Annotated in this window: 24 protein-coding genes and 5 tRNA genes; 20 read left to right on the forward strand and 9 right to left on the reverse strand. The window is 55.2% G+C overall.

Translation table 11 applies throughout. The annotated features are described in order from the left end of the window. Positions 1-8 precede the first annotated feature (8 nt). The 16 genes from cydX to pnuC all read left to right on the forward strand — a co-directional run bounded on the left by cydX (position 9) and on the right by pnuC (position 8,904). Positions 9-122 carry a cytochrome bd-I oxidase subunit CydX gene (cydX, locus tag VPX56_RS07005; RefSeq protein ID WP_006177208.1) on the forward strand — a complete coding sequence of 38 codons (114 nt, stop codon included), beginning with the start codon at positions 9-11 and terminating at the stop codon, positions 120-122. Further along, positions 122-412: a cyd operon protein YbgE gene (gene ybgE / locus VPX56_RS07010; RefSeq protein ID WP_119935039.1), complete on the forward strand. Its 291-nt coding sequence runs from the start codon at positions 122-124 to the stop codon at positions 410-412. The genes cydX and ybgE overlap by 1 nt, the downstream gene beginning before the upstream one ends. A gap of 148 nt (positions 413-560) precedes the next feature. Further along, positions 561-965, forward strand: a complete 405-nt coding sequence (gene ybgC, locus VPX56_RS07015) for a tol-pal system-associated acyl-CoA thioesterase (RefSeq protein ID WP_003858593.1) — start codon at positions 561-563, stop codon at positions 963-965. Beyond that, positions 962-1,654, forward strand: coding sequence for a Tol-Pal system protein TolQ (tolQ, locus tag VPX56_RS07020; protein WP_089598919.1), 693 nt, complete (start codon positions 962-964; stop codon positions 1,652-1,654). Before ybgC ends, tolQ begins: the two co-directional genes overlap by 4 nt. Positions 1,655-1,657: 3 nt before the next feature. Further along, positions 1,658-2,086, forward strand: coding sequence for a colicin uptake protein TolR (tolR, locus tag VPX56_RS07025; RefSeq protein WP_003858589.1), 429 nt, complete (start codon positions 1,658-1,660; stop codon positions 2,084-2,086). A 28-nt stretch (positions 2,087-2,114) separates the two neighbouring features. Further along, entirely contained in the window at positions 2,115-3,368 is a 1,254-nt protein-coding gene (gene tolA, locus VPX56_RS07030; RefSeq protein WP_326470744.1) for a cell envelope integrity protein TolA, read from the forward strand. A gap of 129 nt (positions 3,369-3,497) precedes the next feature. Beyond that, positions 3,498-4,790 (forward strand): Tol-Pal system beta propeller repeat protein TolB, encoded by a 1,293-nt coding sequence (gene tolB, locus VPX56_RS07035; protein WP_131633022.1) that lies wholly within the window; start codon positions 3,498-3,500, stop codon positions 4,788-4,790. Between the two features lie 35 nt (positions 4,791-4,825). Beyond that, the gene (pal, locus tag VPX56_RS07040; protein ID WP_003858578.1) at positions 4,826-5,347 is read left to right on the forward strand and encodes a peptidoglycan-associated lipoprotein Pal; all 522 of its coding nucleotides are present in this window, start codon (positions 4,826-4,828) and stop codon (positions 5,345-5,347) included. A 9-nt stretch (positions 5,348-5,356) separates the two neighbouring features. After that, positions 5,357-6,145 (forward strand): cell division protein CpoB, encoded by a 789-nt coding sequence (gene cpoB / locus VPX56_RS07045; RefSeq protein WP_326470746.1) that lies wholly within the window; start codon positions 5,357-5,359, stop codon positions 6,143-6,145. 161 nt (positions 6,146-6,306) lie between these two features. After that, positions 6,307-6,382 (forward strand) — tRNA-Lys (locus tag VPX56_RS07050). Between the two features lie 27 nt (positions 6,383-6,409). Next, positions 6,410-6,485, forward strand: a tRNA-Val gene (locus VPX56_RS07055). Between the two features lie 3 nt (positions 6,486-6,488). Beyond that, positions 6,489-6,564 (forward strand) — tRNA-Lys (locus VPX56_RS07060). Positions 6,565-6,710: 146 nt separating this feature from the next. Next, a tRNA-Lys gene (locus tag VPX56_RS07065) sits at positions 6,711-6,786 on the forward strand. 23 nt (positions 6,787-6,809) lie between these two features. After that, positions 6,810-6,885, forward strand: a tRNA-Lys gene (locus VPX56_RS07070). A gap of 233 nt (positions 6,886-7,118) precedes the next feature. Beyond that, complete coding sequence (gene nadA / locus VPX56_RS07075; RefSeq protein WP_263610566.1) at positions 7,119-8,162, forward strand: quinolinate synthase NadA; 1,044 nt, start codon at positions 7,119-7,121, stop codon at positions 8,160-8,162. Positions 8,163-8,184: 22 nt separating this feature from the next. Then, entirely contained in the window at positions 8,185-8,904 is a 720-nt protein-coding gene (gene pnuC / locus VPX56_RS07080) for a nicotinamide riboside transporter PnuC (RefSeq protein ID WP_326470748.1), read from the forward strand. Here the strand turns inward: pnuC and zitB are convergent. Further along, complete coding sequence (gene zitB, locus VPX56_RS07085; protein WP_326470750.1) at positions 8,901-9,839, reverse strand: CDF family zinc transporter ZitB; 939 nt, start codon at positions 9,837-9,839, stop codon at positions 8,901-8,903. The genes pnuC and zitB overlap by 4 nt on opposite strands. 100 nt (positions 9,840-9,939) lie before the next feature. Further along, entirely contained in the window at positions 9,940-10,320 is a 381-nt protein-coding gene (locus VPX56_RS07090; RefSeq protein ID WP_263610588.1) for a YbgS-like family protein, read from the reverse strand. Positions 10,321-10,624: 304 nt separating this feature from the next. On the opposite strand from VPX56_RS07090, the gene aroG reads away from it, so the two are divergent. Continuing rightward, entirely contained in the window at positions 10,625-11,677 is a 1,053-nt protein-coding gene (gene aroG / locus VPX56_RS07095; RefSeq protein WP_326470752.1) for a 3-deoxy-7-phosphoheptulonate synthase AroG, read from the forward strand. A 61-nt stretch (positions 11,678-11,738) separates the two neighbouring features. On the opposite strand, the gene gpmA is transcribed toward aroG, so the two are convergent. The 7 genes from gpmA to modE all read right to left on the reverse strand — a co-directional run bounded on the left by gpmA (position 11,739) and on the right by modE (position 19,557). Then, a complete protein-coding gene (gpmA, locus tag VPX56_RS07100; RefSeq protein ID WP_131633015.1) occupies positions 11,739-12,491 on the reverse strand; it encodes a 2,3-diphosphoglycerate-dependent phosphoglycerate mutase in 753 nt (250 codons plus the stop codon). A gap of 275 nt (positions 12,492-12,766) precedes the next feature. After that, positions 12,767-13,810, reverse strand: coding sequence for a galactose-1-epimerase (gene galM / locus VPX56_RS07105; RefSeq protein WP_326470755.1), 1,044 nt, complete (start codon positions 13,808-13,810; stop codon positions 12,767-12,769). Beyond that, the gene (gene galK / locus VPX56_RS07110; protein WP_326470757.1) at positions 13,804-14,952 is read right to left on the reverse strand and encodes a galactokinase; all 1,149 of its coding nucleotides are present in this window, start codon (positions 14,950-14,952) and stop codon (positions 13,804-13,806) included. The genes galM and galK overlap by 7 nt, the downstream gene beginning before the upstream one ends. Positions 14,953-14,955: 3 nt before the next feature. Further along, positions 14,956-16,002: a galactose-1-phosphate uridylyltransferase gene (galT, locus tag VPX56_RS07115; RefSeq protein WP_326470759.1), complete on the reverse strand. Its 1,047-nt coding sequence runs from the start codon at positions 16,000-16,002 to the stop codon at positions 14,956-14,958. Between the two features lie 9 nt (positions 16,003-16,011). After that, positions 16,012-17,028 carry a UDP-glucose 4-epimerase GalE gene (gene galE / locus VPX56_RS07120; RefSeq protein WP_131633011.1) on the reverse strand — a complete coding sequence of 339 codons (1,017 nt, stop codon included), beginning with the start codon at positions 17,026-17,028 and terminating at the stop codon, positions 16,012-16,014. A 200-nt stretch (positions 17,029-17,228) separates the two neighbouring features. Beyond that, positions 17,229-18,701: a molybdate ABC transporter ATP-binding protein ModF gene (gene modF, locus VPX56_RS07125; RefSeq protein WP_326470762.1), complete on the reverse strand. Its 1,473-nt coding sequence runs from the start codon at positions 18,699-18,701 to the stop codon at positions 17,229-17,231. Positions 18,702-18,768: 67 nt separating this feature from the next. After that, positions 18,769-19,557: a molybdenum-dependent transcriptional regulator gene (modE, locus tag VPX56_RS07130; RefSeq protein WP_326470764.1), complete on the reverse strand. Its 789-nt coding sequence runs from the start codon at positions 19,555-19,557 to the stop codon at positions 18,769-18,771. 127 nt (positions 19,558-19,684) lie between these two features. Here modE and VPX56_RS07135 point away from each other — a divergent pair, with 127 nt between their 5' ends. The 3 genes from VPX56_RS07135 (at position 19,685) to modB (ending at position 21,475) form a co-directional block, all read left to right on the forward strand. Further along, complete coding sequence (locus VPX56_RS07135; RefSeq protein WP_042321036.1) at positions 19,685-19,834, forward strand: AcrZ family multidrug efflux pump-associated protein; 150 nt, start codon at positions 19,685-19,687, stop codon at positions 19,832-19,834. A 178-nt stretch (positions 19,835-20,012) separates the two neighbouring features. Next, on the forward strand, positions 20,013-20,786 hold the full coding sequence (gene modA / locus VPX56_RS07140) for a molybdate ABC transporter substrate-binding protein (protein ID WP_326470766.1): 774 nt from the start codon (positions 20,013-20,015) through the stop codon (positions 20,784-20,786). Further along, entirely contained in the window at positions 20,786-21,475 is a 690-nt protein-coding gene (modB, locus tag VPX56_RS07145) for a molybdate ABC transporter permease subunit (RefSeq protein WP_131633007.1), read from the forward strand. Before modA ends, modB begins: the two co-directional genes overlap by 1 nt. Positions 21,476-21,477 lie beyond the last annotated feature (2 nt).

The following is a 21,477-nucleotide window of genomic DNA, read 5'->3' on the forward strand; positions in this document are numbered from 1 at the left end:
AGCTGAATATGTGGTATTTCGCATGGATTTTAGGGACGCTTCTTGCTTGTGCATTTGGTGTCATCACTGCCCTGGCGCTTGAGCACGTTGAAGCGTCTAAAGCAGGTGAAGAAAAACACTAATGAACATTATCGCAACGTTATATGCGGTAATGGATAAGCGCCCGTTACGGGCGCTTTCTTTAGTGATGGCATTACTGCTGGCAGGCTGTATCTTCTGGGATCCGTCGCGCTTCGCGGCAAAGACCAGCGAGCTGGAAATCTGGCACGGCTTCCTCATTATGTGGGCGGTGTGCGCTGGGGTAATTCACGGCGTGGGCTTTCGTCCGAAAGCGCTTCACTGGCAGGGGATCTTTTGCCCGCTGATTGCCGACCTCGTACTCCTCGCAGGTTTGATTTTCTTCTTCTCCTGAATAAGAAATGTCCGTTGACGTTATGGGCTTACCCGAGCCCATAAAAATTTACTCTCCGTTTACTTTCTCCCATTCCAAACCATCATTCCCGCGCGTATAGTAGCGAAGTTTGAAAGCTCCAACTTTTCTTGTATTACCGGGATGTAAAGTGAATACAACGCTGTTTCGATGGCCGGTTCGTGTCTACTACGAAGATACCGATGCCGGTGGTGTGGTCTACCACGCCAGCTACGTTGCTTTTTATGAACGGGCACGCACAGAGATGCTGCGCCATCATCACTTTAGCCAACAGGTGCTGTTGGCTGAGCGAGTTGCCTTTGTGGTACGCAAGATGACGCTTGAGTATTTTGCGCCTGCCAGACTCGACGATATGCTCGAAGTCCAAACTGAAATTACATCAATGCGCGGGACCTCACTGGTGTTCACGCAGCGGATAGTCAATGCAGAGAACACCGTACTGAACTCAGCTGAAGTACTGATTGTCTGTGTTGATCCAACCATAATGAAGCCTCGTGCGCTTCCTAAGTCTATTGTCGCGGAGTTTAAGCAGTGACTGACATGAATATCCTTGATTTGTTCCTGAAGGCAAGCCTTCTGGTTAAACTTATCATGTTGATTTTGATTGGTTTTTCTATCGCATCCTGGGCCATCATCATCCAGAGAACTCGTATCCTCAATGCGGCAGGCCGTGAAGCCGAAGCGTTTGAAGATAAGTTCTGGTCTGGTATCGAACTTTCTCGTCTGTATCAGGAAAGCCAGGGACGCCGTGATAACCTCTCAGGCTCCGAACAAATTTTCTATAGCGGTTTCAAAGAGTTTGCGCGTTTGCACCGCGCCAATAACCATGCGCCAGAAGCGGTCGTTGAAGGTGCGTCGCGTGCGATGCGTATTTCCATGAATCGTGAGCTGGAAACTCTTGAGACGCACATTCCTTTCCTGGGTACCGTCGGCTCCATCAGCCCGTATATCGGTCTGTTTGGTACGGTCTGGGGGATCATGCACGCCTTTATCGCGCTTGGCGCGGTGAAGCAGGCGACGTTGCAGATGGTTGCGCCAGGTATTGCAGAAGCACTGATTGCGACCGCTATCGGTCTGTTTGCCGCTATCCCGGCGGTTATGGCTTATAACCGTCTGAACCAGCGCGTGAACAAACTGGAACTGAACTACGACAACTTTATGGAAGAGTTCACTGCGATTCTGCACCGTCAGGCGTTTACCAGCACCGAGAGCAACAAGGGGTAAACCATGGCCAGATCGCGTGGACGAGGTCGTCGCGAGCTCAAGTCCGAAATCAATATCGTCCCGCTGCTGGACGTACTGTTGGTACTGCTGCTGATCTTTATGGCGACGGCACCCATCATTACCCAGAGCGTGGAAGTGGATCTGCCGGATGCGACTGAATCACAGGCGGTAAGCACCAATGACGATCCTCCGGTCATCATTGAGGTTTCCGGCGTAGGGCAGTACAGCGTGGTGGTAGAGAAAGATCGTATGGATCAACTGCCGCCTGAGCAGGTTATTGCCGAAGCGCAACGTCGCCTGGAGTCAAATCCGAAAACGGTCTTCTTAATCGGCGGTGCGAAAGACGTACCTTACGATGAAATCATTAAAGCGCTGAACTTGCTACATAGCGCGGGCGTTAAGTCGGTTGGCTTAATGACTCAGCCTATTTGATCATCTGCGTAGTTTTTGGGAACCGATAGTGTCAAAGGCAACCGAACAGAACGACAAGCTTAAGCGAGCGATAATCGTCTCCGCAGTGCTGCACGTTATTCTTTTTGCAGCGCTGATCTGGAGTTCGTTCGACGAGCACATTGATGCATCGGGCGGCGGCGGTGGTTCGTCCATCGACGCCGTTATGGTGGATCCCGGTGCGGTAGTGCAGAACTATAATCGTCAGCAACAGCAGCAGGCGAGTGCCAAACGTGCTGAAGAGCAGCGTGAAAAACAGGCGCAACAGCAAGCGGAAGAGCTGCGTGAAAAGCAGGCCGCCGAGCAGGAACGCCTGAAGCAGCTTGAGAAAGAACGTTTGCAGGCGCAGGAAGCGGCGAAAGAGCAGGCGGAACAGCAGAAGCAGGCTGAAGCTGCCGCGAAGAAAGCGCAGGAACAGCAAAAGCAGGCTGAAGAAGCGGCGGCTAAAGCAGCAGCGGACGCAAAAGCGCAGGCTGATGCCCAGGCGAAGCTAGCGGCGGATGCGGCGAAAAAAGCCGCAGCCGATGCTCAGAAGAAAGCGGAAGCGGAAGCTGCGAAAAAAGCCGCTGCTGATGCGCAGAAGAAAGCCGAAGCGGAAGCCGCGAAAAAAGCCGCTGCCGATGCACAGAAGAAAGCAGAAGCGGAAGCCGCGAAGAAAGCCGCTCAGGAAGCAGAGAAGAAAGCTGCTGCTGATGCTGCGAAGAAAGCGGCTGCTGCCGAGAAGGCTGCGGCGGAAAAAGCGGCTGCCGCGGAGAAAGCCGCCGCTGACAAAAAAGCTGCAGCTGAGAAGGCTGCTGCCGATAAGAAAGCGGCTGCTGAAAAAGCCGCAGCCAAAAAGGCGGCTGCCGCTGAAAAAGCTGCCGCTGCCGCCGGTGTTGACGATCTGCTGGGCGACCTGAGTTCAGGTAAGAATGCGCCGAAAACCGGCGGAGGAGCGAAAGGTAGCGGCCAGCCGTCGAAAGACAGCGGTACGTCCGGTGCTAACGGTGGTGCGACTGGTGCAGATATCAGCGCCTATGCGAAGCAGATCCAGGTTGCGATTCAGAGCCGACTCTTTGACGCAGGCCTGTATCAGGGCAAGCAATGCGTCTTGCATATCAACCTTGCGCCAGACGGCAGGTTGAAAAACGTGACGTCTGAAGGGGGCGATCCTGCGCTTTGTCAGGCTGCGCTGGCTGCAGCAAGATCGGCGAACATTCCTAAACCGCCTAGTGAGGCTGTTTACGAAAAGATAAAAGATGCCAAACTGGACTTTAAGCTGTAATCATCTCTTCTTACGGAAGTATGAAAAACAGTCTATTGTCGTAATTGGGATAAGTAGTTTTGTATATTTGGGTTTGTTAACATTCTGCTAAATTATCGTGGGTAAGGTTACCCAGATAAGGGAGATATGATGAAGCAGGCATTACGCGTAGCATTTAGTTTCTTAATGCTGTGGGCAGCTGTGCTGCACGCAGAAGTACGTATCGAGATCACCCAGGGGGTGGACTCGGCGCGCCCAATCGGTGTTGTTCCGTTCCAGTGGGCTGGCCCAGGCGCTGCGCCTGAAGATGCCGGCGGCATCGTAGCGGCGGACCTGCGTAACAGCGGTAAATTCAACCCGTTGGATCGTTCTCGTCTGCCGCAGCAGCCGGGCAGCGCGCAGGAAGTACAGCCTGCCGCATGGTCTGCGTTGGGTATTGATGCCGTGGTTGTGGGTCAGGTTACGCCTAATCCGGACGGTTCGTTCAACGTTGCATGGCAGCTGGTTGATACCGGCGGTGCGCCGGGTACGGTTCTGGCTCAGAACTCGTACAAGGTCACCAAACAGTACCTGCGCTATGCGGCTCACGCTGCCAGCGATGCGGTATTTGAAAAGCTCACCGGCATTAAGGGCGCGTTCCGTACCCGCATCGCCTACGTGGTGCAGACCAACGGCGGCCAGTTCCCTTACGAGCTGCGCGTATCTGATTACGACGGTTACAACCAGTTCCTGGTGAAGCGTTCTTCTCAGCCGCTGATGTCCCCAGCCTGGTCTCCGGACGGCTCTAAGCTGGCCTACGTGACCTTTGAAAGCGGTCGTTCTGCGCTGGTAATCCAGACGCTGGCTAACGGTGCTGTTCGTCAGGTTGCTTCGTTCCCGCGTCACAACGGTGCACCGTCGTTCTCTCCTGACGGCTCCAAGCTGGCGTTCGCACTGTCTAAAACCGGTAGCCTGAACCTCTACGTGATGGATATTGGTTCCGGTCAGATCCGTCAGGTAACGGATGGTCGCAGCAACAACACCGAACCAACCTGGTTCCCGGACAGTCAGAACCTGGCCTTTACCTCTGACCAGGCAGGCCGTCCACAAATCTACAAAATTAATGTTAACGGCGGTGCAGCGCAGCGTATTTCCTGGGAAGGTACACAGAACCAGAACGCAGACGTAAGCAGCGACGGTAAGTTTATGGTAATGGTCAGCTCCAACGGTGGGCAGCAGCACATTGCCAAACAAGATCTGGTAGCGGGTGGCGTGCAAGTTCTCTCGTCAACGTTCCTGGATGAAACGCCAAGTCTGGCACCTAACGGCACTATGGTAATCTACAGCTCTTCTCAGGGGATGGGATCTGTGCTGAATCTGGTTTCTACAGATGGGCGTTTCAAAGCGCGTATTCCGGCAACTGATGGACAGGTAAAATCACCTGCCTGGTCGCCGTATCTGTAAATAATAATTAATTGATTACTAAAGGAATCTTAGAAATGCAACTGAACAAAGTGCTGAAGGGGCTGATGATCGCTCTGCCTGTAATGGCAATCGCGGCGTGTTCTTCTAACAAGAATGCAAGCAATGACCAGAGCGGCGAAGGCATGATGGGTGCCGGCACCGGTATGGACGCGAACGGCAATGGCAACATGTCTTCTGAAGAGCAAGCGCGTCTTCAGATGCAGCAGCTGCAGCAGAACAACATCGTTTACTTCGATCTGGATAAATACGACATCCGTTCTGACTTCGCTGCGATGCTGGATGCTCACGCTAACTTCCTGCGTAGCAACCCGTCTTACAAAGTCACCGTAGAAGGTCACGCGGACGAACGTGGTACTCCAGAGTACAACATCTCCCTGGGTGAGCGTCGTGCTAACGCCGTTAAAATGTACCTGCAGGGTAAAGGCGTTTCTGCTGACCAGATCTCCATCGTTTCTTACGGTAAAGAAAAACCTGCAGTACTGGGTCACGACGAAGCGGCTTACTCCAAAAACCGTCGTGCCGTACTGGTTTACTAAGAGAATTGCATGAGCAGTAACTTCAGACATCATCTGTTGAGTCTGTCGTTACTGGTTGGAATAGCGGCCCCCTGGGCCGCTTTTGCTCAGGCACCAATCAGTAGTGTCGGCTCAGGCTCGGTAGAAGACCGGGTCACTCAACTCGAGCGTATCTCTAACGCTCACAGCCAGCTTTTAACCCAGCTTCAGCAACAACTTTCCGACAATCAAAGCGATATTGACTCTCTTCGCGGTCAGATTCAGGAAAGCCAGTACCAGCTGAACCAGGTTGTGGAGCGTCAGAAGCAAATCCTACAGCAGATGGATAGCCTGAGCAGCGGCGGTGCGGCAGCACAGCCAGCAGCGGGCGATCAGAGCGGTGCAGCTACGCCAGCGCCGTCAGCTGATGCTTCTGCCTCGACAGGAGCGCCTGTACAGAGCGGTGACGCGAATACGGACTACAACGCGGCCATTGCCCTGGTGCAGGACAAATCTCGTCAGGACGATGCTATCGTTGCGTTTCAGAACTTCGTGAAGAAATACCCTGATTCCACTTACCAGCCAAATGCAAATTACTGGCTTGGTCAGCTGAATTACAACAAGGGTAAAAAGGACGATGCGGCGTTTTATTTTGCCTCTGTGGTGAAAAATTACCCTAAATCGCCAAAAGCGCCCGATGCGATGTTTAAGGTCGGCGTAATCATGCAGGACAAAGGTGACACTGCGAAAGCCAAAGCGGTCTATCAGCAGGTGGTCACAAAATTCCCGGGCACCGAAGGTGCTAAACAGGCGCAAAAACGTCTGAGTTCGATGGGATGATTATCGCATGACCAGAAATCGTGTTATTTCTGGTCGTGCAGCATGATTACTAAGCAGTTAAGTGATCTTCATCGAAATTTTTGTTGCGCAGAATTCTTAAATCAGTAATATATGCCGCCGTTGCCACGGGATATCAAACAACGTGAAAACAGCGTAAAAGTGGGTCGTTAGCTCAGTTGGTAGAGCAGTTGACTTTTAATCAATTGGTCGCAGGTTCGAATCCTGCACGACCCACCACTTAACGCAAAACCAGTAGTACAGAGTGGGTGATTAGCTCAGTTGGTAGAGCATCTCCTTTACACGGAGGGGGTCGGCGGTTCGAGCCCGTCATCACCCACCACTCGGGTCGTTAGCTCAGTTGGTAGAGCAGTTGACTTTTAATCAATTGGTCGCAGGTTCGAATCCTGCACGACCCACCAATTTTAATATCTTACTCAGATATTAAACGTGAAGGATAACGTTGCTTCAGCAACGGCCCGAAGGGCGAGGCGAAGCCGAGTCATCCTGCACGACCCACCACTTTCTGGTGGTACCGAGTAAAAATCTTCGAAGTCAGCACCCGAATGGGTCGTTAGCTCAGTTGGTAGAGCAGTTGACTTTTAATCAATTGGTCGCAGGTTCGAATCCTGCACGACCCACCACTTCGAAGAAAAAATCCCGCAAGGGGTCGTTAGCTCAGTTGGTAGAGCAGTTGACTTTTAATCAATTGGTCGCAGGTTCGAATCCTGCACGACCCACCAATGTAAAAAAGCGCCCTAAAGGCGCTTTTTTGCTATCTGGCGTTCAGAAACCCATCCTGTAGGTCGGGTAAGGCGAAGCCGCCACCCGACAAATGCTATCCGCACCTAATCCCGGTGACATTTTTCCTCAAGTTCGCTATCTTGTTTAGTATACAAAACACAATTGCCATCCGTTTTGCTATGTTGCGCAAAAGAAAGGCAATATTGTTAAGCCAGTAAAACGAGAAGCCATAATGAGTGTGATGTTTGATCCAGAAGTCGCAATTTATCCCTTCCCGCCAAAACCCGTCCCGCTAAGTCAGGATGAAAAGCAGTTCTACCGCGAGAAGATCAAGCGCCTTCTCAAAGAACGCGATGCGGTGATGGTGGCGCATTATTACACCGATCCTGAAATTCAGCAGCTGGCGGAAGAGACGGGTGGATGCATTTCCGATTCGCTGGAGATGGCGCGCTTTGGGGCAAAGCATCCCGCTTCGACGCTTCTGGTTGCCGGCGTGCGTTTTATGGGGGAAACGGCAAAAATTCTCAGCCCTGAAAAAACCATCCTGATGCCGACGCTCAACGCCGAATGTTCGCTCGACCTTGGCTGCCCTATTGATGCGTTCACCGCCTTCTGCGATGCGCATCCCGACCGCACCGTCGTGGTCTATGCCAATACCTCTGCGGCGGTAAAAGCGCGTGCGGACTGGGTGGTAACCTCCAGCATTGCCGTCGAGTTGATTGAGCACCTGGATAGCCTGGGAGAAAAAATCATCTGGGCGCCGGATCGCCACCTGGGAAGCTACGTGCAAAAGCAGACCGGTGCGGATGTGCTGTGCTGGCAGGGGGCGTGCATCGTTCACGATGAGTTTAAAACGCAGGCGCTGACCCGGATGAAGGGGCTCTACCCTGACGCCGCTATTCTGGTGCACCCCGAATCACCCCGGTCGATTGTCGATATGGCGGATGCGGTCGGCTCAACCAGCCAGCTTATCAACGCGGCAAAAACGCTACCCCACAAGCAGCTTATCGTGGCGACCGATCGCGGGATCTTCTACAAGATGCAGCAGGCGGTGCCGGAAAAAGAGCTCCTGGAAGCGCCAACGGCAGGAGAGGGGGCGACGTGCCGCAGCTGCGCGCACTGTCCGTGGATGGCGATGAACGGGCTGAAGGCCATTGCTGAAGGGTTAGAAACCGGCGGCGCCGCGCATGAAATCCACGTGGATGCTGCCCTGCGCGAAGGGGCGTTAATTCCGCTTAACCGCATGCTGGATTTTGCGGCTACACTACGTACTTAATTCAATACGCTCTGGGGAAAAGATGGATTTTTTTAGCACGCAGAACATCCTGGTTCATATACCGATTGGTGCAGGTGGCTATGACCTGTCATGGATTGAGGCCGTCGGCACCCTGGCGGGCTTACTCTGTATCTGGCTGGCAAGTCTTGAGAAAATCAGCAATTACGCGTTCGGACTGATTAACGTTACGCTCTTTGCAATCATCTTCTTCCAGATCCAGCTATACGCCAGCCTGCTTTTGCAGCTGTTTTTCTTCGCGGCAAATATTTACGGCTGGTACGCCTGGTCGCGGCAGAACGGTCAGCAGGAGACGGAACTGCAGATCCGCTGGCTGCCTTTGCCCAAGGCCATCGGCTGGCTAACGGCCTGTGTGGTTGCGATCGGACTCATGACCGTCTTTATAAACCCGGTATTCGCCTTCCTGACGCGCATTGCGGTGTCGGTGATGTCCGCTGTCGGGTTGAACGTGACCATGCCTGAGCTTCAGCCAGATGCCTTCCCGTTCTGGGATTCCTGCATGATGGTGCTGTCGATTGCGGCGATGGTCCTCATGACCCGTAAGTACGTTGAGAACTGGCTGCTGTGGGTCATCATTAACGTCATCAGCGTCGTTATCTTTGCGTTGCAGGGCGTGTATGCGATGTCGCTGGAGTATCTGCTCCTGACCTTCATCGCCCTGAACGGCAGCCGCATGTGGATTAACAGCGCGCGCGAGCGTGGCTCTCGCGCGCTTTCCAGCTAATGGTGATGATGATGTGAATGGCCGGACTGCGCCTCGCTCAGGTGGCAGTCTGGCCCGTTACAGGGTTGATACTCCATCTGGATGGTTGCGTGCGCAATCTCATAGTGATGTTCGAGAAAGTGGCGGATACGTTCAAGCAGCGCATCGTGATCGTGGGGCGGTATCACCTGGGCGTGTAGCGTCATGATCGGTTTCTCCCCCACCAGCCAGACGTGAACGTGGTGAACGTTTCGCACCTCCGGTATGGAGCGGCACAGGTTACGCTTCAGTTCACCGATATCCAGCGCCGCAGGCGCGCCTTCGAGCAGCTCATTGACGCTCTCCTTCAACAGACGCCAGGCGCTGCGCAACACAAGGCACGACACCAGTACCGAAAGTATCGGATCGATGGGCGTCCAGCCGGTGCCGAGAATAATCAGTGCCGCAACTATTGCGCCAACCGAGCCCAGTAAATCTCCCAGAACGTGCAGCGCCGCTGCGCGCACGTTAAGGTTCTTTTCGCTATTTCCGCGATGCAGTACCCAGAAGGCGAGAATGTTGGCCAGCAGCCCGGCAATGGCGATTATCATCATCGTCCATCCGGCTATGGGCTGCGGATGCCTGAAGCGCTGGAAAGCCTCCCAAACGATAAGAATGGTGATCGCGACCAGTGCGATAGCGTTAACGAAGGCGGCGAGCGTAGTGAGCCTGAGCCAGCCGAACGTGTGACGAGCATTGGGTGGACGACGCGCGAACTGCACGGCTAATAATGCGAAAAGCAGGGCGGCGGCATCGGTAAGCATATGCCCGGCGTCAGCCAGCAGAGCCAGAGAGCCTGACACCAATCCCCCGATAACCTCAATGACCATAAACGTCGCGGTGACGCCAAAGGCCAGCAGCAGACGTTTTGCGTTGTCATCCCCGGGAGTAGCGGTGTGTGAATGCGAGTGCGACATATCTTATTCCCTGATTGATTGATCTCCTGAGTGTAGCGTTTTTAATGAGTTAAATAAAAAAGGAGAGCACAGGCTCTCCTTTTTTCACGGCAGCTTATGATTACTGCGTAGTGCCGTCCGTTTTGGTATCGGCATCGTTACCCACTTTGTCATTTGGGTTCGGGCATTTACCGTCTTTACACATGGAGTTTTTGTGCACTTCATCGGTGGTCATGCCATCGTGATTCATCGTCCCTGAATCGGTCCCGTTCGGATGCAGCATTGTGCCACCGGTGTTGGTATTGCCGGTGTTGATGTTGTTGTTATCAACGTTGTTTGGGGCAATATTCTGTTTGGCATCCGGAGCGACCTGGCCCGCTTCTGCGGCGGCATTGGCATCGCCGTTGCTGCCAGAAGCGCTCGAATCGGCCGCAAGGGCGCTGCCGCTTGCCAGGGTAAGGGTTGCTGTCAGGAAGAGTGTGGCCAGTTTCGTCATTTTCATCATGGTGCTCCTGTTCTGGTCGTTATGCTGGATAACATTTTCCAACAGTGCATCTCGTGCAGTGGCGAAAGATTCCACCATTCTGACTTACGTCAGTATGGAATCGCGTATAAGCAATAAAAGTTGGTTGTTACAATTAAAAAGTCTAGAGCAGATCTCATTTTTCGCTATTTTGTGGCGTTTATTAGGTCAATTCCAGGAATTATCTGCGCGAAGTGTAAAAGCCAGTTTACACTTCCAGGCCGACGAGATAGATTGAAAGGATTGCATTCCTTACGAAAGATATGGCAGAGCTGGAAAGAAGATGAATTATCAGAACGACGATTTACGCATTAAAGAGATCAATGAGTTATTACCTCCTGTAGCACTCCTTGAGAAATTCCCCGCCACTGAAAATGCTGCAAATACGGTGTCTCATGCCCGCAAAGCGATCCACAAGATCCTCAAAGGTAACGACGATCGTCTTCTGGTGGTGATTGGCCCGTGCTCTATTCACGATCCCGCAGCGGCAAAAGAGTACGCAGCGCGTCTGCTTACCCTGCGCGAGGAGCTGAAAGACGAGCTGGAAATCGTAATGCGCGTTTACTTTGAAAAGCCGCGTACCACGGTGGGCTGGAAAGGGCTGATTAACGACCCGCACATGGACAACAGCTTCCAGATCAACGACGGACTGCGCATCGCGCGCAAGCTGCTGCTGGAAATCAATGACAGCGGCCTTCCGGCCGCGGGCGAATTCCTGGATATGATCACGCCGCAGTATCTGGCCGACCTGATGAGCTGGGGCGCAATTGGCGCGCGTACCACGGAATCCCAGGTTCACCGCGAGCTGGCTTCCGGCCTTTCATGCCCGGTTGGCTTTAAAAATGGCACTGACGGTACGATCAAAGTCGCCATCGACGCGATCAACGCCGCGGGCGCGCCGCACTGCTTCCTCTCTGTGACCAAATGGGGCCACTCAGCGATTGTTAACACCAGCGGTAACGGCGATTGCCACATCATCCTGCGCGGCGGCAAAGAGCCGAATTACAGCACGAAACACGTGGCCGAAGTGAAAACGGGCCTCGAAAAAGCGGGCCTGTCACCGCAGGTGATGATCGACTTCAGCCACGCTAACTCCAGCAAGCAGTTTAAGAAGCAGATGGAAGTGGGCGCGGACGTTTGCCAGCAGATCGCCGGCGGCGAGCAGGCGGTGATTGGCGTGATGATCGAGAGCCACCTGGTGGAAGGCAATCAGAACCTGGAAGGCAGCGAGCCGCTGGTTTACGGTAAGAGCGTCACGGATGCCTGCATCGGCTGGGACGATACCGATACGCTCCTGCGCCAGCTGGCGAACGCGGTAAAAGCGCGCCGGGGCTAACTCCTGCAGCACAAATAAAAAAGCGCGGAAGGCTCCGCGCTTTTTTTATGCCTTGCGAAAATTACTTCGCTTTACCCTGGTTCGCGACAGCCGCTGCTTTAGCAGCGATTTCGTCAGCGTTACCGAGGTAGTAGTGTTTGATCGGTTTGAAGTTTTCATCGAACTCATACACCAGCGGTACGCCGGTAGGGATGTTCAGTTCGAGGATCTCGTCTTCACCCATGTTGTCCAGGTATTTTACCAGCGCACGCAGGGAGTTACCGTGAGCGGCGATGATCACGCGCTCACCGCTTTTCAGGCGTGGCAGAATGGTTTCGTTCCAGTATGGCACAACGCGATCGATGGTCAGCGCCAGGCTTTCAGTCTGCGGCAGCTCGGCATCGGTCAGTTTTGCGTAACGTGGATCGTGGCCCGGATAGCGCTCGTCATCTTTGCTCAGTTCAGGTGGGGTCACCGCAAAACCGCGACGCCACTGCTTAACCTGCTCGTCGCCGTATTTCTCAGCGGTTTCCGCTTTGTTCAGACCCTGCAGCGCACCGTAGTGGCGCTCGTTCAGCTTCCAGGATTTTTCAACCGGCAGCCAGGCCTGATCCAGCTCGTCCAGCACGTTCCACAGCGTGTGGATGGCACGTTTCAGCACAGAGGTGTAAGCAAAATCAAAGGTGAAGCCTTCATCCTTCAGCAGTTTGCCTGCCGCTTTGGCTTCGCTTACGCCTTTCTCGGACAGATCAACGTCGTACCAACCGGTGAAGCGGTTTTCGTTGTTCCACTGGCTTTCGCCGTGACGCACCAGAACCAGCTTAGTTACAGCCATATCGTACTCCTCATAAGCTTTATTGAATGATAACAATTCTCATTATATTGCCGTGGACCTGCCAGCAGCAACGCTTAACCCTAACCATAGCGAAAATAGTCTCTGAGTGTAAGGTGCTTGTGAATCCAGGGTTATGATTTTGTCTGCGATCGGCGCTATTTTCAGCAAGGCGAACAGAAAAAAGCCCTCGATGTGAGGGCTGGCGTTATTTGCCGGATGGCGCTTTGCTTATCCGGCCTACCCGTAGGCCCGTGCAGGCGTAGCGCCGCCGGGCATTAAGCGTGCGGAATGAAATGATACTCTGTGACGCTCACGTACTCTTCGCCGGGGCGCAGCACGCAGTCAGGCTGCGGCCATTCAGGGTGATTCGGGCTGTCGGGCAGGAACTCGCTTTCCAGCGCCAGACCTTGCCAGTCGCTGTACTCCTCGTGCTCGCGCGCCGTTGTTCCGCCGAGATAATTGCCCGAATAGAACTGCAGGGCAGGCGCGGTGGTGTAGACCGTCATCTGCAGCTTCTCATCTGCAGACCAGACCTGTGCGGCGGGTTGGGTGACATCACCTTTGGCCTGCAGCAGAAATGCGTGGTCGTAACCTTTCACCTTGCGCTGGTCATCGTCGCTCATGAAATCCCGGGCAATGGTTTTTGCCTCACGGAAATCAAAGCTGTTGCCGATTACCGATTTTAGCCCCTGATAGGGGATCCCCATCTCATCTACCGGCAGATACTCATCCGCAAGGATTTGCAGCCTGTGGTTACGCACGTCGCACTGGTTGCCGTCAAGGTTGAAGTACGCGTGGTTGGTCAGATTGACCGGGCACGGCTTATCAACCGTTGCGCGATACTCAATGGCGATGCGGTTATCTTCGGTCAGGGTAAAACGCGCCGTTGCGGCAAGATTGCCCGGGAAGCCCTGATCGCCATCCTGTGAGTCCAGAGAAAACAGCGCTTCGGCGTCATTTTGCCGCACAATTTTCCAGCGGCGTTTATCAAACCCGTCCGGGCCGCCGTGCAGCTGGTTCTCACCCTGGCTTGGAAGCAGGGGGTACTGCACGCCGTCGAGCTCAAAACGGCTCTTCGCGATGCGGTTAGCATAGCGCCCAACGGACGCGCCCAGATAGGCGGACTGATTGACGTACTGCTCAGGCGAGGCGCAGCCGAGCAGGGTCTCGCGCACGGTGCCGTCCGGCATTGGTATGCGGGCGGAAAGAAGGGTAGCTCCCCAGTCCATTACCGTCACCACCATCCCTGCACTGTTGCGCAGGGTTAACAGGCGATACGGCAGACCATCCGGTGCCAGGGTTGGCGTTTCGTTTAGCACTGTCCGGCTCCTTGTGATGCTTTGCAGACGTAGAAGGTTTCTTTGATACCCGTTTTGGCTTCGTATTGTTTCGCTACGGCGTCCTCAACGGCAGGGACCAGCTCTTCCGGGACCAGCGCGACGATGCAGCCGCCAAAGCCACCGCCGGTCATACGCACGCCGCCCTTATCGCCGATGGCCGCTTTGACAATCTCTACCAGGGTGTCGATCTGCGGAACGGTGATTTCAAAATCATCGCGCATGGACGCGTGTGATTCCGCCATCAGCTCGCCCATGCGCTTCAGGTCGCCTTCCGCGAGGGCAGTTGCCGCTTCAACGGTACGGGCATTCTCCGTCAGTATGTGACGAACGCGTTTCGCCACGACCGGGTCCAGCTCGTGCGCCACCTTGTTAAACTCATCGAGCGAAACGTCACGCAGGGCAGGCTGCTGGAAGAAGCGCGCGCCGGTCTCACACTGCTCGCGGCGGGTGTTGTACTCGCTACCTACCAGAGTGCGTTTGAAGTTGCTGTTGATAATCACGACCGCCGCGCCTTTTGGCAGCGGAACCGCCTTAGTGCCCAGCGAGCGGCAGTCAATTAACAGCGCATGCTCTTTTTTGCCCAGCGCGGAGATCAGCTGATCCATGATGCCGCAGTTGCAGCCCACAAACTGGTTTTCCGCTTCCTGGCCGTTCAGCGCGATTTGCGCCCCGTCCAGCGGCAGATGATAAAGCTGCTGGAAGACGGTGCCCACGGCCACTTCAAGTGATGCAGAGGAGCTCAGGCCCGCGCCCTGCGGCACGTTGCCGCTGATGACTAAATCCGCACCGCCAAAGTTCTTGTTTCGCTTCTGCAGGTGCTTCACCACGCCGCGCACGTAGTTGGACCACTGCTGGCTGTCGTGCGTCACAATCGGAGCATCGAGGGAAAACTCGTCAATTTGGCTGTCGTAATCGGCAGCAATGACGCGCACCTTGCGATCGTCGCGCTTTGCGCAGCTGATGACCGTCTGATAATCGATGGCGCACGGCAGCACGAAGCCGTCGTTGTAATCGGTATGTTCACCGATCAGGTTAACGCGACCGGGCGCCTGGATAACGTGGGTGGCAGGGTAGCCAAATTTTTCAGCAAACAGGGATTGTGTTTTATCTTTCAGACTCATTTTTTAGACTCCTGATTCGCGGTAATGGACATCGCTAACGGCACGCAGACGTTCTGCAGCCTGTTCTGCCGTCAGGTCACGCTGGGTTTCCGCCAGCATTTCGTAGCCCACCATAAATTTACGCACCGTCGCAGAGCGCAGCAGCGGCGGATAGAAATGGGCGTGCAGCTGCCAGTGCTGATTCTCTTCGCCGTTAAACGGCGCGCCGTGCCATCCCATAGAGTAGGGGAAAGAGCACTGAAAAAGATTGTCATAGCGGCTGGTCAGCTTTTTCAGCGCCAGGGCAAGGTCGTCACGCTGCGCGTCGCTGAGATCGGTAATGCGCTGCACGTGCGCTTTCGGCAGCAGCAGCGTTTCAAACGGCCACGCGGCCCAGTAAGGCACTACCGCCAGCCAGTGTTCGGTTTCCACCACGGTACGGCTGCCGTCTTTCAATTCACGCTGCGTGTAGTCCACCAGCATCGGCGAGCCGTTTTCCGTGTAATACGCTTTCTGCAGACGGTCTTCACGCTCGGCTTCGTTAGGCAGGAAGCTGTTCGCCCAGACCTGACCGTGCGGGTGCGGGTTAGAGCAGCCCATCGCCGCACCTTTGTTTTCGAATACCTGCACCCACGGATAGGTCTGGCCCAGCTCCGCGGTTTGCGCCTGCCAGGTGCTGACGACCTCTTTCAGCGCGTCCACGCTCAGCTCCGGCAGCGTTTTGCTGTGATCGGGCGAGAAGCAGATCACGCGGCTGGTACCGCGCGCGCTTTCGCAGCGCATCAGCGGATCGTCACTTTGTGGGGCATCCGGCGTGTCGGTCATCAGTGCGGCGAAATCGTTGGTGAAGACGAAGGTACCCTTGTAGTCCGGGTTTTTATCCCCGGTAACGCGCGTGTTGCCCGGACAGAGGAAACAGTCCGGGTCGTGCTGTGGCAGCGTCTGTTTTGCAGGCGTCTCCTGCGCCCCCTGCCAGGGGCGCTTGGCGCGATGCGGGGAAACCAAAATCCATTGTCCGCTTAACGGATTAAACCGACGGTGCGGATGATCGACGGGGTTGAATTGCGTCATGACGGATCCTTAGTCCGGATAGCCCTGCGGATGGCGTGACTGCCAGTGCCAGGTATCCTGTGCCATTTCATCAAGCGTGCGCGTCACACGCCAGTTAAGCTCTTTATCGGCTTTGGTTGCATCAGCCCAGTACGCCGGCAGATCGCCATCGCGACGCGGCGCGAAGTGATAGTTCACCGGCTTACCGCAGGCTTTGCTGAACGCGTTAACGACGTCCAGCACGCTGCTGCCGATACCCGCGCCGAGGTTGTAGATATGCACGCCCGGTTTGTCCGCCAGCTGCTGCATCGCCGCAACGTGGCCGTCGGCCAGATCCATGACGTGGATATAGTCGCGCACGCCGGTGCCGTCTTCGGTGGGATAGTCGTTGCCAAAAATCGCCAGCGAGTCGCGGCGGCCTACCGCCACCTGCGCGATGTACGGCATCAGGTTGTTGGGAATACCCTGCGGATCTTCGCCCATATCGCCCGACGGATGGGCGCCGACCGGGTTGAAGTAGCGCAGCAGCGCAATGCTCCACTCCGGCTGGGCTTTTTGCAGATCGGTCAGGATCTGTTCCACCATCAGCTTGCTTTTGCCATACGGGCTTTGCGGTGTACCGGTCGGGAAGCTTTCAACGTAAGGGATTTTGGGCTGATCGCCATAGACGGTGGCGGATGAGCTGAAGATGAAGTTTTTCACGTTGGCAGCGCGCATGGCGGAGATTAAACGCAGCGTGCCGTTGACGTTGTTATCGTAATACTCAAGCGGCTTTGCCACCGATTCGCCGACCGCTTTCAGGCCCGCGAAGTGGATAACGGTATCGATCGCATGATCGTGAAGGATTTCGGTCATCAACGCTTCATTGCGGATGTCGCCTTCCACGAAAGTAGGTTGTTTACCGCCAAGACGTTCAATCACAGGCAGCACGCTGCGCTTACTATTGCACAGGTTGTCGAGGATGATGACATCATGGCCGTTTTGCAGTAGCTGCACGCAGGTATGACTACCAATGTAACCGCTACCACCTGTTACCAGAACTCGCATATTTCGCTCCATTGGGCTTATGGTATGAATTAACCATAGCATAACAGAGATGCGAAAAGTGTGACATGGGATAAAATAGTGGAATCGTTTACACCGATTTTCACTCGCCATTTTTGCAGCGATAGCGGCATTCTAAATCAAAGAGATAGGAATGTAATGCTGCAGGTTATCTGAAAAGAGGAGGGCAGCGCCCTCCGGGTTTAGTCAATCTTGCTCAGAAGGTAGCGATAGCTTTCGCCGTCCGGGACAAACTCAAGCCGGTGGGTGATGCAGGAAGGGGCGTCTTCTGCGTGGTGTGACACAAAAAGCAGCTGCGTTTCGCCTTCGCCTATCAGCACGTCCACGAAGCGGCGGATCAGCTGGCGGTTAAGCGGGTCCAGCCCCTGAAGCGGCTCATCCAGGATCAGCAGCGTCGGGTGTTTCACCAGCGCGCGCACGATCAGCGCCAGCCGCTGCTGTCCCCACGACAGGCTATGAAACGGCGCATCGGCGACCCGGCTATCTATGCCCAGGATATCCAGCCACTGCTGGGCCAGCTTGTGCTGTTTGTCCGATACCGCCTGATAAATGCCGATAGAGTCAAAATAGCCGGAGAGGATCACGTTGCGTACCGTGGTGCTGACGCGGTAATCCAGATGCAGGCTGCTGCTGACGTAGCCGATGTGCTTTTTGATGTCCCATATGGTTTCGCCGCTGCCGCGACGGCGGCCGAACAGCGTCAGATCGTTACTGTAGCCCTGGGGATGATCGCCGGTAATCAGGCTCAGCAGGGTAGATTTACCCGCGCCGTTAGGGCCAACAATCTGCCAGTGTTCACCCGGGTTAACCGTCCAGCTCAGGTGATTGAGAATCGGACGATCGTCATAGGACACTACGCCGTCGTGTAGCACTATGCGCGGCTGGTGGGGCTCGAGCCCATGACGCGCCGACGGGGCATCGGGTTCCGGAAGCGAGATGCCATCCAGCTTCTCGCTGTGCGCGAGCTGGGCAATCAGCGCCTGCTTGAGCAAGGCCGCTTTTTCACCGGTTTCGGTCAGACTACAGTCCGCCAGCACGCCCGCGTTCTGCACAAACGCCGGAATTTCATCGAAGCGATTAAGCACCAGCACGATGGTGTATCCCTCCTGATTGAGCGAACCGAGCAGGGTTGCCAGCTGGGCGCGGGACTGCACGTCCAGTCCGTCGAAAGGTTCATCCAGGATCAGCAGCTCGGGCTCGCTCATCAGTGCCTGGCACAGAAGCGTTTTGCGCGTCTCGCCGGTCGAGAGGTACTTAAAGCGCCGATCGAGAAGGGCGGTAATGCCAAACTGCGCTGCCAGCTGCTGGCAGCGGGCGGGATCGTTGACGCTGTCCTGAATAATTTCTGCCGTGGTGCGGCCGGTATCCTCTTCACCGGGGCTAAGCAAATCGGTGTTGTTGCGCTGCCACTCGTCGCTGACCAGCTTTTGCAGCTGTTCAAACGAGAGGCGGGTCAGGCGGGTAAAGGTGGTATGGCGTTCGCCTTTGAGCTGAGTCAGCTCACCGGCCAGGGCACGCGCCAGCGCGGACTTGCCGCTTCCGTTAGTGCCGACAAACGCCCAGCTTTCGCCCGCGCGCAGTGTTAAATCAGGAAGCGTGAGCGTGCGGGTGTCGCTAAGACGAAACGTGCCTTGCGAAATATGCAATGATGACATGATTTATCCCATTTTTTGCAGCAATTAACGTCAGGGATACTCACTGTCGGCACGATTGTCAATGCGCTTAGCACAACGTGGCGATAATCACCCGGTCTGCATTGAAATATGCGGTAACTTCAGCACCTTCTTCTAGTTCAGTCGCCTGGGCTGCGGGGACGGTGGCGCAGAGCATCTGCCCGTCCGGCAGCGTCATCAATACCTCACACTGCTCGTCGCCGCGTTCAATATGGCTGATTGCGCCCTGCAGCTGATTATCGGCATCTATAGCGCGCTCGGGATTAAGGGTGATGCTGACCCACGGGGCTTTAAGTAAGACCAGCACTTCTTTGCCTTCGTCCAGCCCGAGGCGCTGCCCGCTTTGCGCGGTAATCGCCGCTTTCAGGCGGGTCGCGCCATCCGCCAGCAGGATGTCGATATGCTGCTGTACCTGCGAATTGTCGCGAGCCGTTACCGTACCAAACCACTGGTTACGCGCGCTCGTCTGGAGCGAGAAGCGGGATATGGCGGCTAACAGGCTGTCCAGCGGGAGGTTGTCATCGTCGCTCAGCACGTCAAAGGCCTTCTGCTGGATCTGAGCGAGCAGATCGTAAAGCTGAATCAGACGCTGCCCGTAGCGGGTAAGCACCGCGCCGCCGCCGCCTTTGCCGCCCGTGGCGCGGTCAACCAGCGTTTGTTCGCTCAGGGTATTCATTTCGTTGATGGCATCCCAGGCACTTTTGTAGCTGATGCCGGCGTTTTTAGCCCCCTGGCTAATTGAGCCCGTTTGTTCTATTTGTTTAAGCAGGGCGATACGTCGCGGATCGGCGAAAAGCTTCTGCTGAAGTCGTAAGGTAAGGAGAATTTCGGCCTGCATAACAGTGTCCTGGCAAAGAGTCTATTGTGACCCAAATGGTGCAGGGCGCAAAGTGCACCGCACAAAAGGGGATGTTTTTCTCACTTTTCAGGGTAGAATACGCTATTCACAATAACTGGAGAAAACCATGTTAGAGTTGTTGAAAAGTCTGGTATTCGCGGTAATCATGGTACCAGTAGTGATGGCCATCATCCTCGGTGCCATCTACGGCCTGGGTGAAGTGTTCAACGTCTTTTCGAACATTGGTCACAGAGACCAGCCTAAAAAGCAGCAATGATTCCTCGTAAAACGCCCGGCTAGCCCGGGCGTTTTGCTCTCAAGTATTTCCCTCTCTCGCCGATATTATCTGTAGCATTGTGTCGATTTACTCATTAATCGGTACGATATAACGCTAGGATATCCCCGGAGTTGTCGTTATATTTGTGTGTATATAACGAAACTCACAGGAGCTACAGATGGCACGTACATGGGTACGCCTTTTCGCAGGCGCAACGCTGACGCTTTCCCTTACCGGACACGCGCTGGCCGACGAAGGTAAAATTACGGTCTTTGCGGCGGCATCGCTGACCAACGCAATGCAGGATATCGCCGCGGCGTACAAGAAAGAGCAAAAAGTGGACGTGGTCTCCTCTTTCGCCTCTTCGTCTACGCTGGCACGCCAGATTGAAGCGGGCGCACCTGCTGACCTGTTTATCTCTGCCGATCAGAAGTGGATGGACTACGCGGTTGAGAAGAAATCGATTGATACGACAACCCGCGAAACGCTGCTCGGCAATAGCCTGGTTGTGGTTGCACCAAAGGCCAGCGCGCAGGGCGATATCACCATCAACAAAGCGACAAACTGGACCCGTCTGTTAAGCGGTGGCCGCCTGGCGGTTGGCGATCCGGATCATGTTCCGGCAGGCATTTACGCAAAAGAGGCGCTGCAAAAGCTGGGCGCCTGGGAGACGCTTTCACCTAAACTGGCTCCCGCGGAAGACGTTCGCGGCGCGCTGGCGCTGGTCGAGCGCAGCGAAGCGCCGCTGGGGATTGTTTACGGCTCCGACGCCGTTGCCAGCAAGGGCGTGAAGGTGGTGGGTACTTTCCCGGAAGACTCCCATAAAAAAGTGGAATACCCTGCTGCGATTGTTGATGGACATAAAAATGCGACCGTGACGGCCTTCTATGACTACCTGAAGGGGCCAGAAGCGTCAGCAATCTTTAAACGTTATGGATTTACGACTCGCTGATGATATTGACCGATCCTGAATGGCAGGCCGTGCTGCTGAGCCTTAAAGTCTCTTCCCTGGCAGTGGTGCTGAGTTTACCCTTCGGGATCTTCTTTGCCTGGCTACTGGTCCGCTGTAAGTTTCCGGGCAAAGCCCTGCTGGACAGTGTTCTCCATCTTCCCCTGGTTTTACCGCCCGTTGTGGTGGGTTATCTGCTACTCATTTCGATGGGACGACGCGGTTTTATCGGCGAGAAGCTTTACGACTGGTTTGGCCTGACGTTCGCGTTTAGCTGGCGCGGGGCGGTGCTGGCGGCGGCGGTGATGTCTTTCCCGCTGATGGTCAGGGCGATCCGCCTGGCGCTGGAAGGCGTCGATATCCGGCTTGAGCAGGCGGCCCGCACTCTGGGCGCCGGGCGCTGGCGCGTCTTTTTTACCATCACGCTACCCCTGACGTTGCCCGGCATTATTGTGGGTACGGTGCTGGCCTTTGCCCGCTCGCTGGGCGAGTTTGGCGCAACAATCACGTTTGTGTCGAATATTCCCGGCGAGACGCGAACCATTCCCTCGGCAATGTATACCCTGATTCAAACGCCGGGCGGTGAAGGAGCTGCGGCGCGGCTGTGCATCATCTCAATCGTGCTGGCGCTGGTTTCTCTGCTGGTGTCTGAGTGGCTGGCGCGTCTTAGCCGCGAGCGGATGGGGAAATAATC

The sequence above is a fragment of the Enterobacter wuhouensis genome, assembly GCF_035835995.1.
Classification (GTDB): domain Bacteria; phylum Pseudomonadota; class Gammaproteobacteria; order Enterobacterales; family Enterobacteriaceae; genus Enterobacter; species Enterobacter wuhouensis.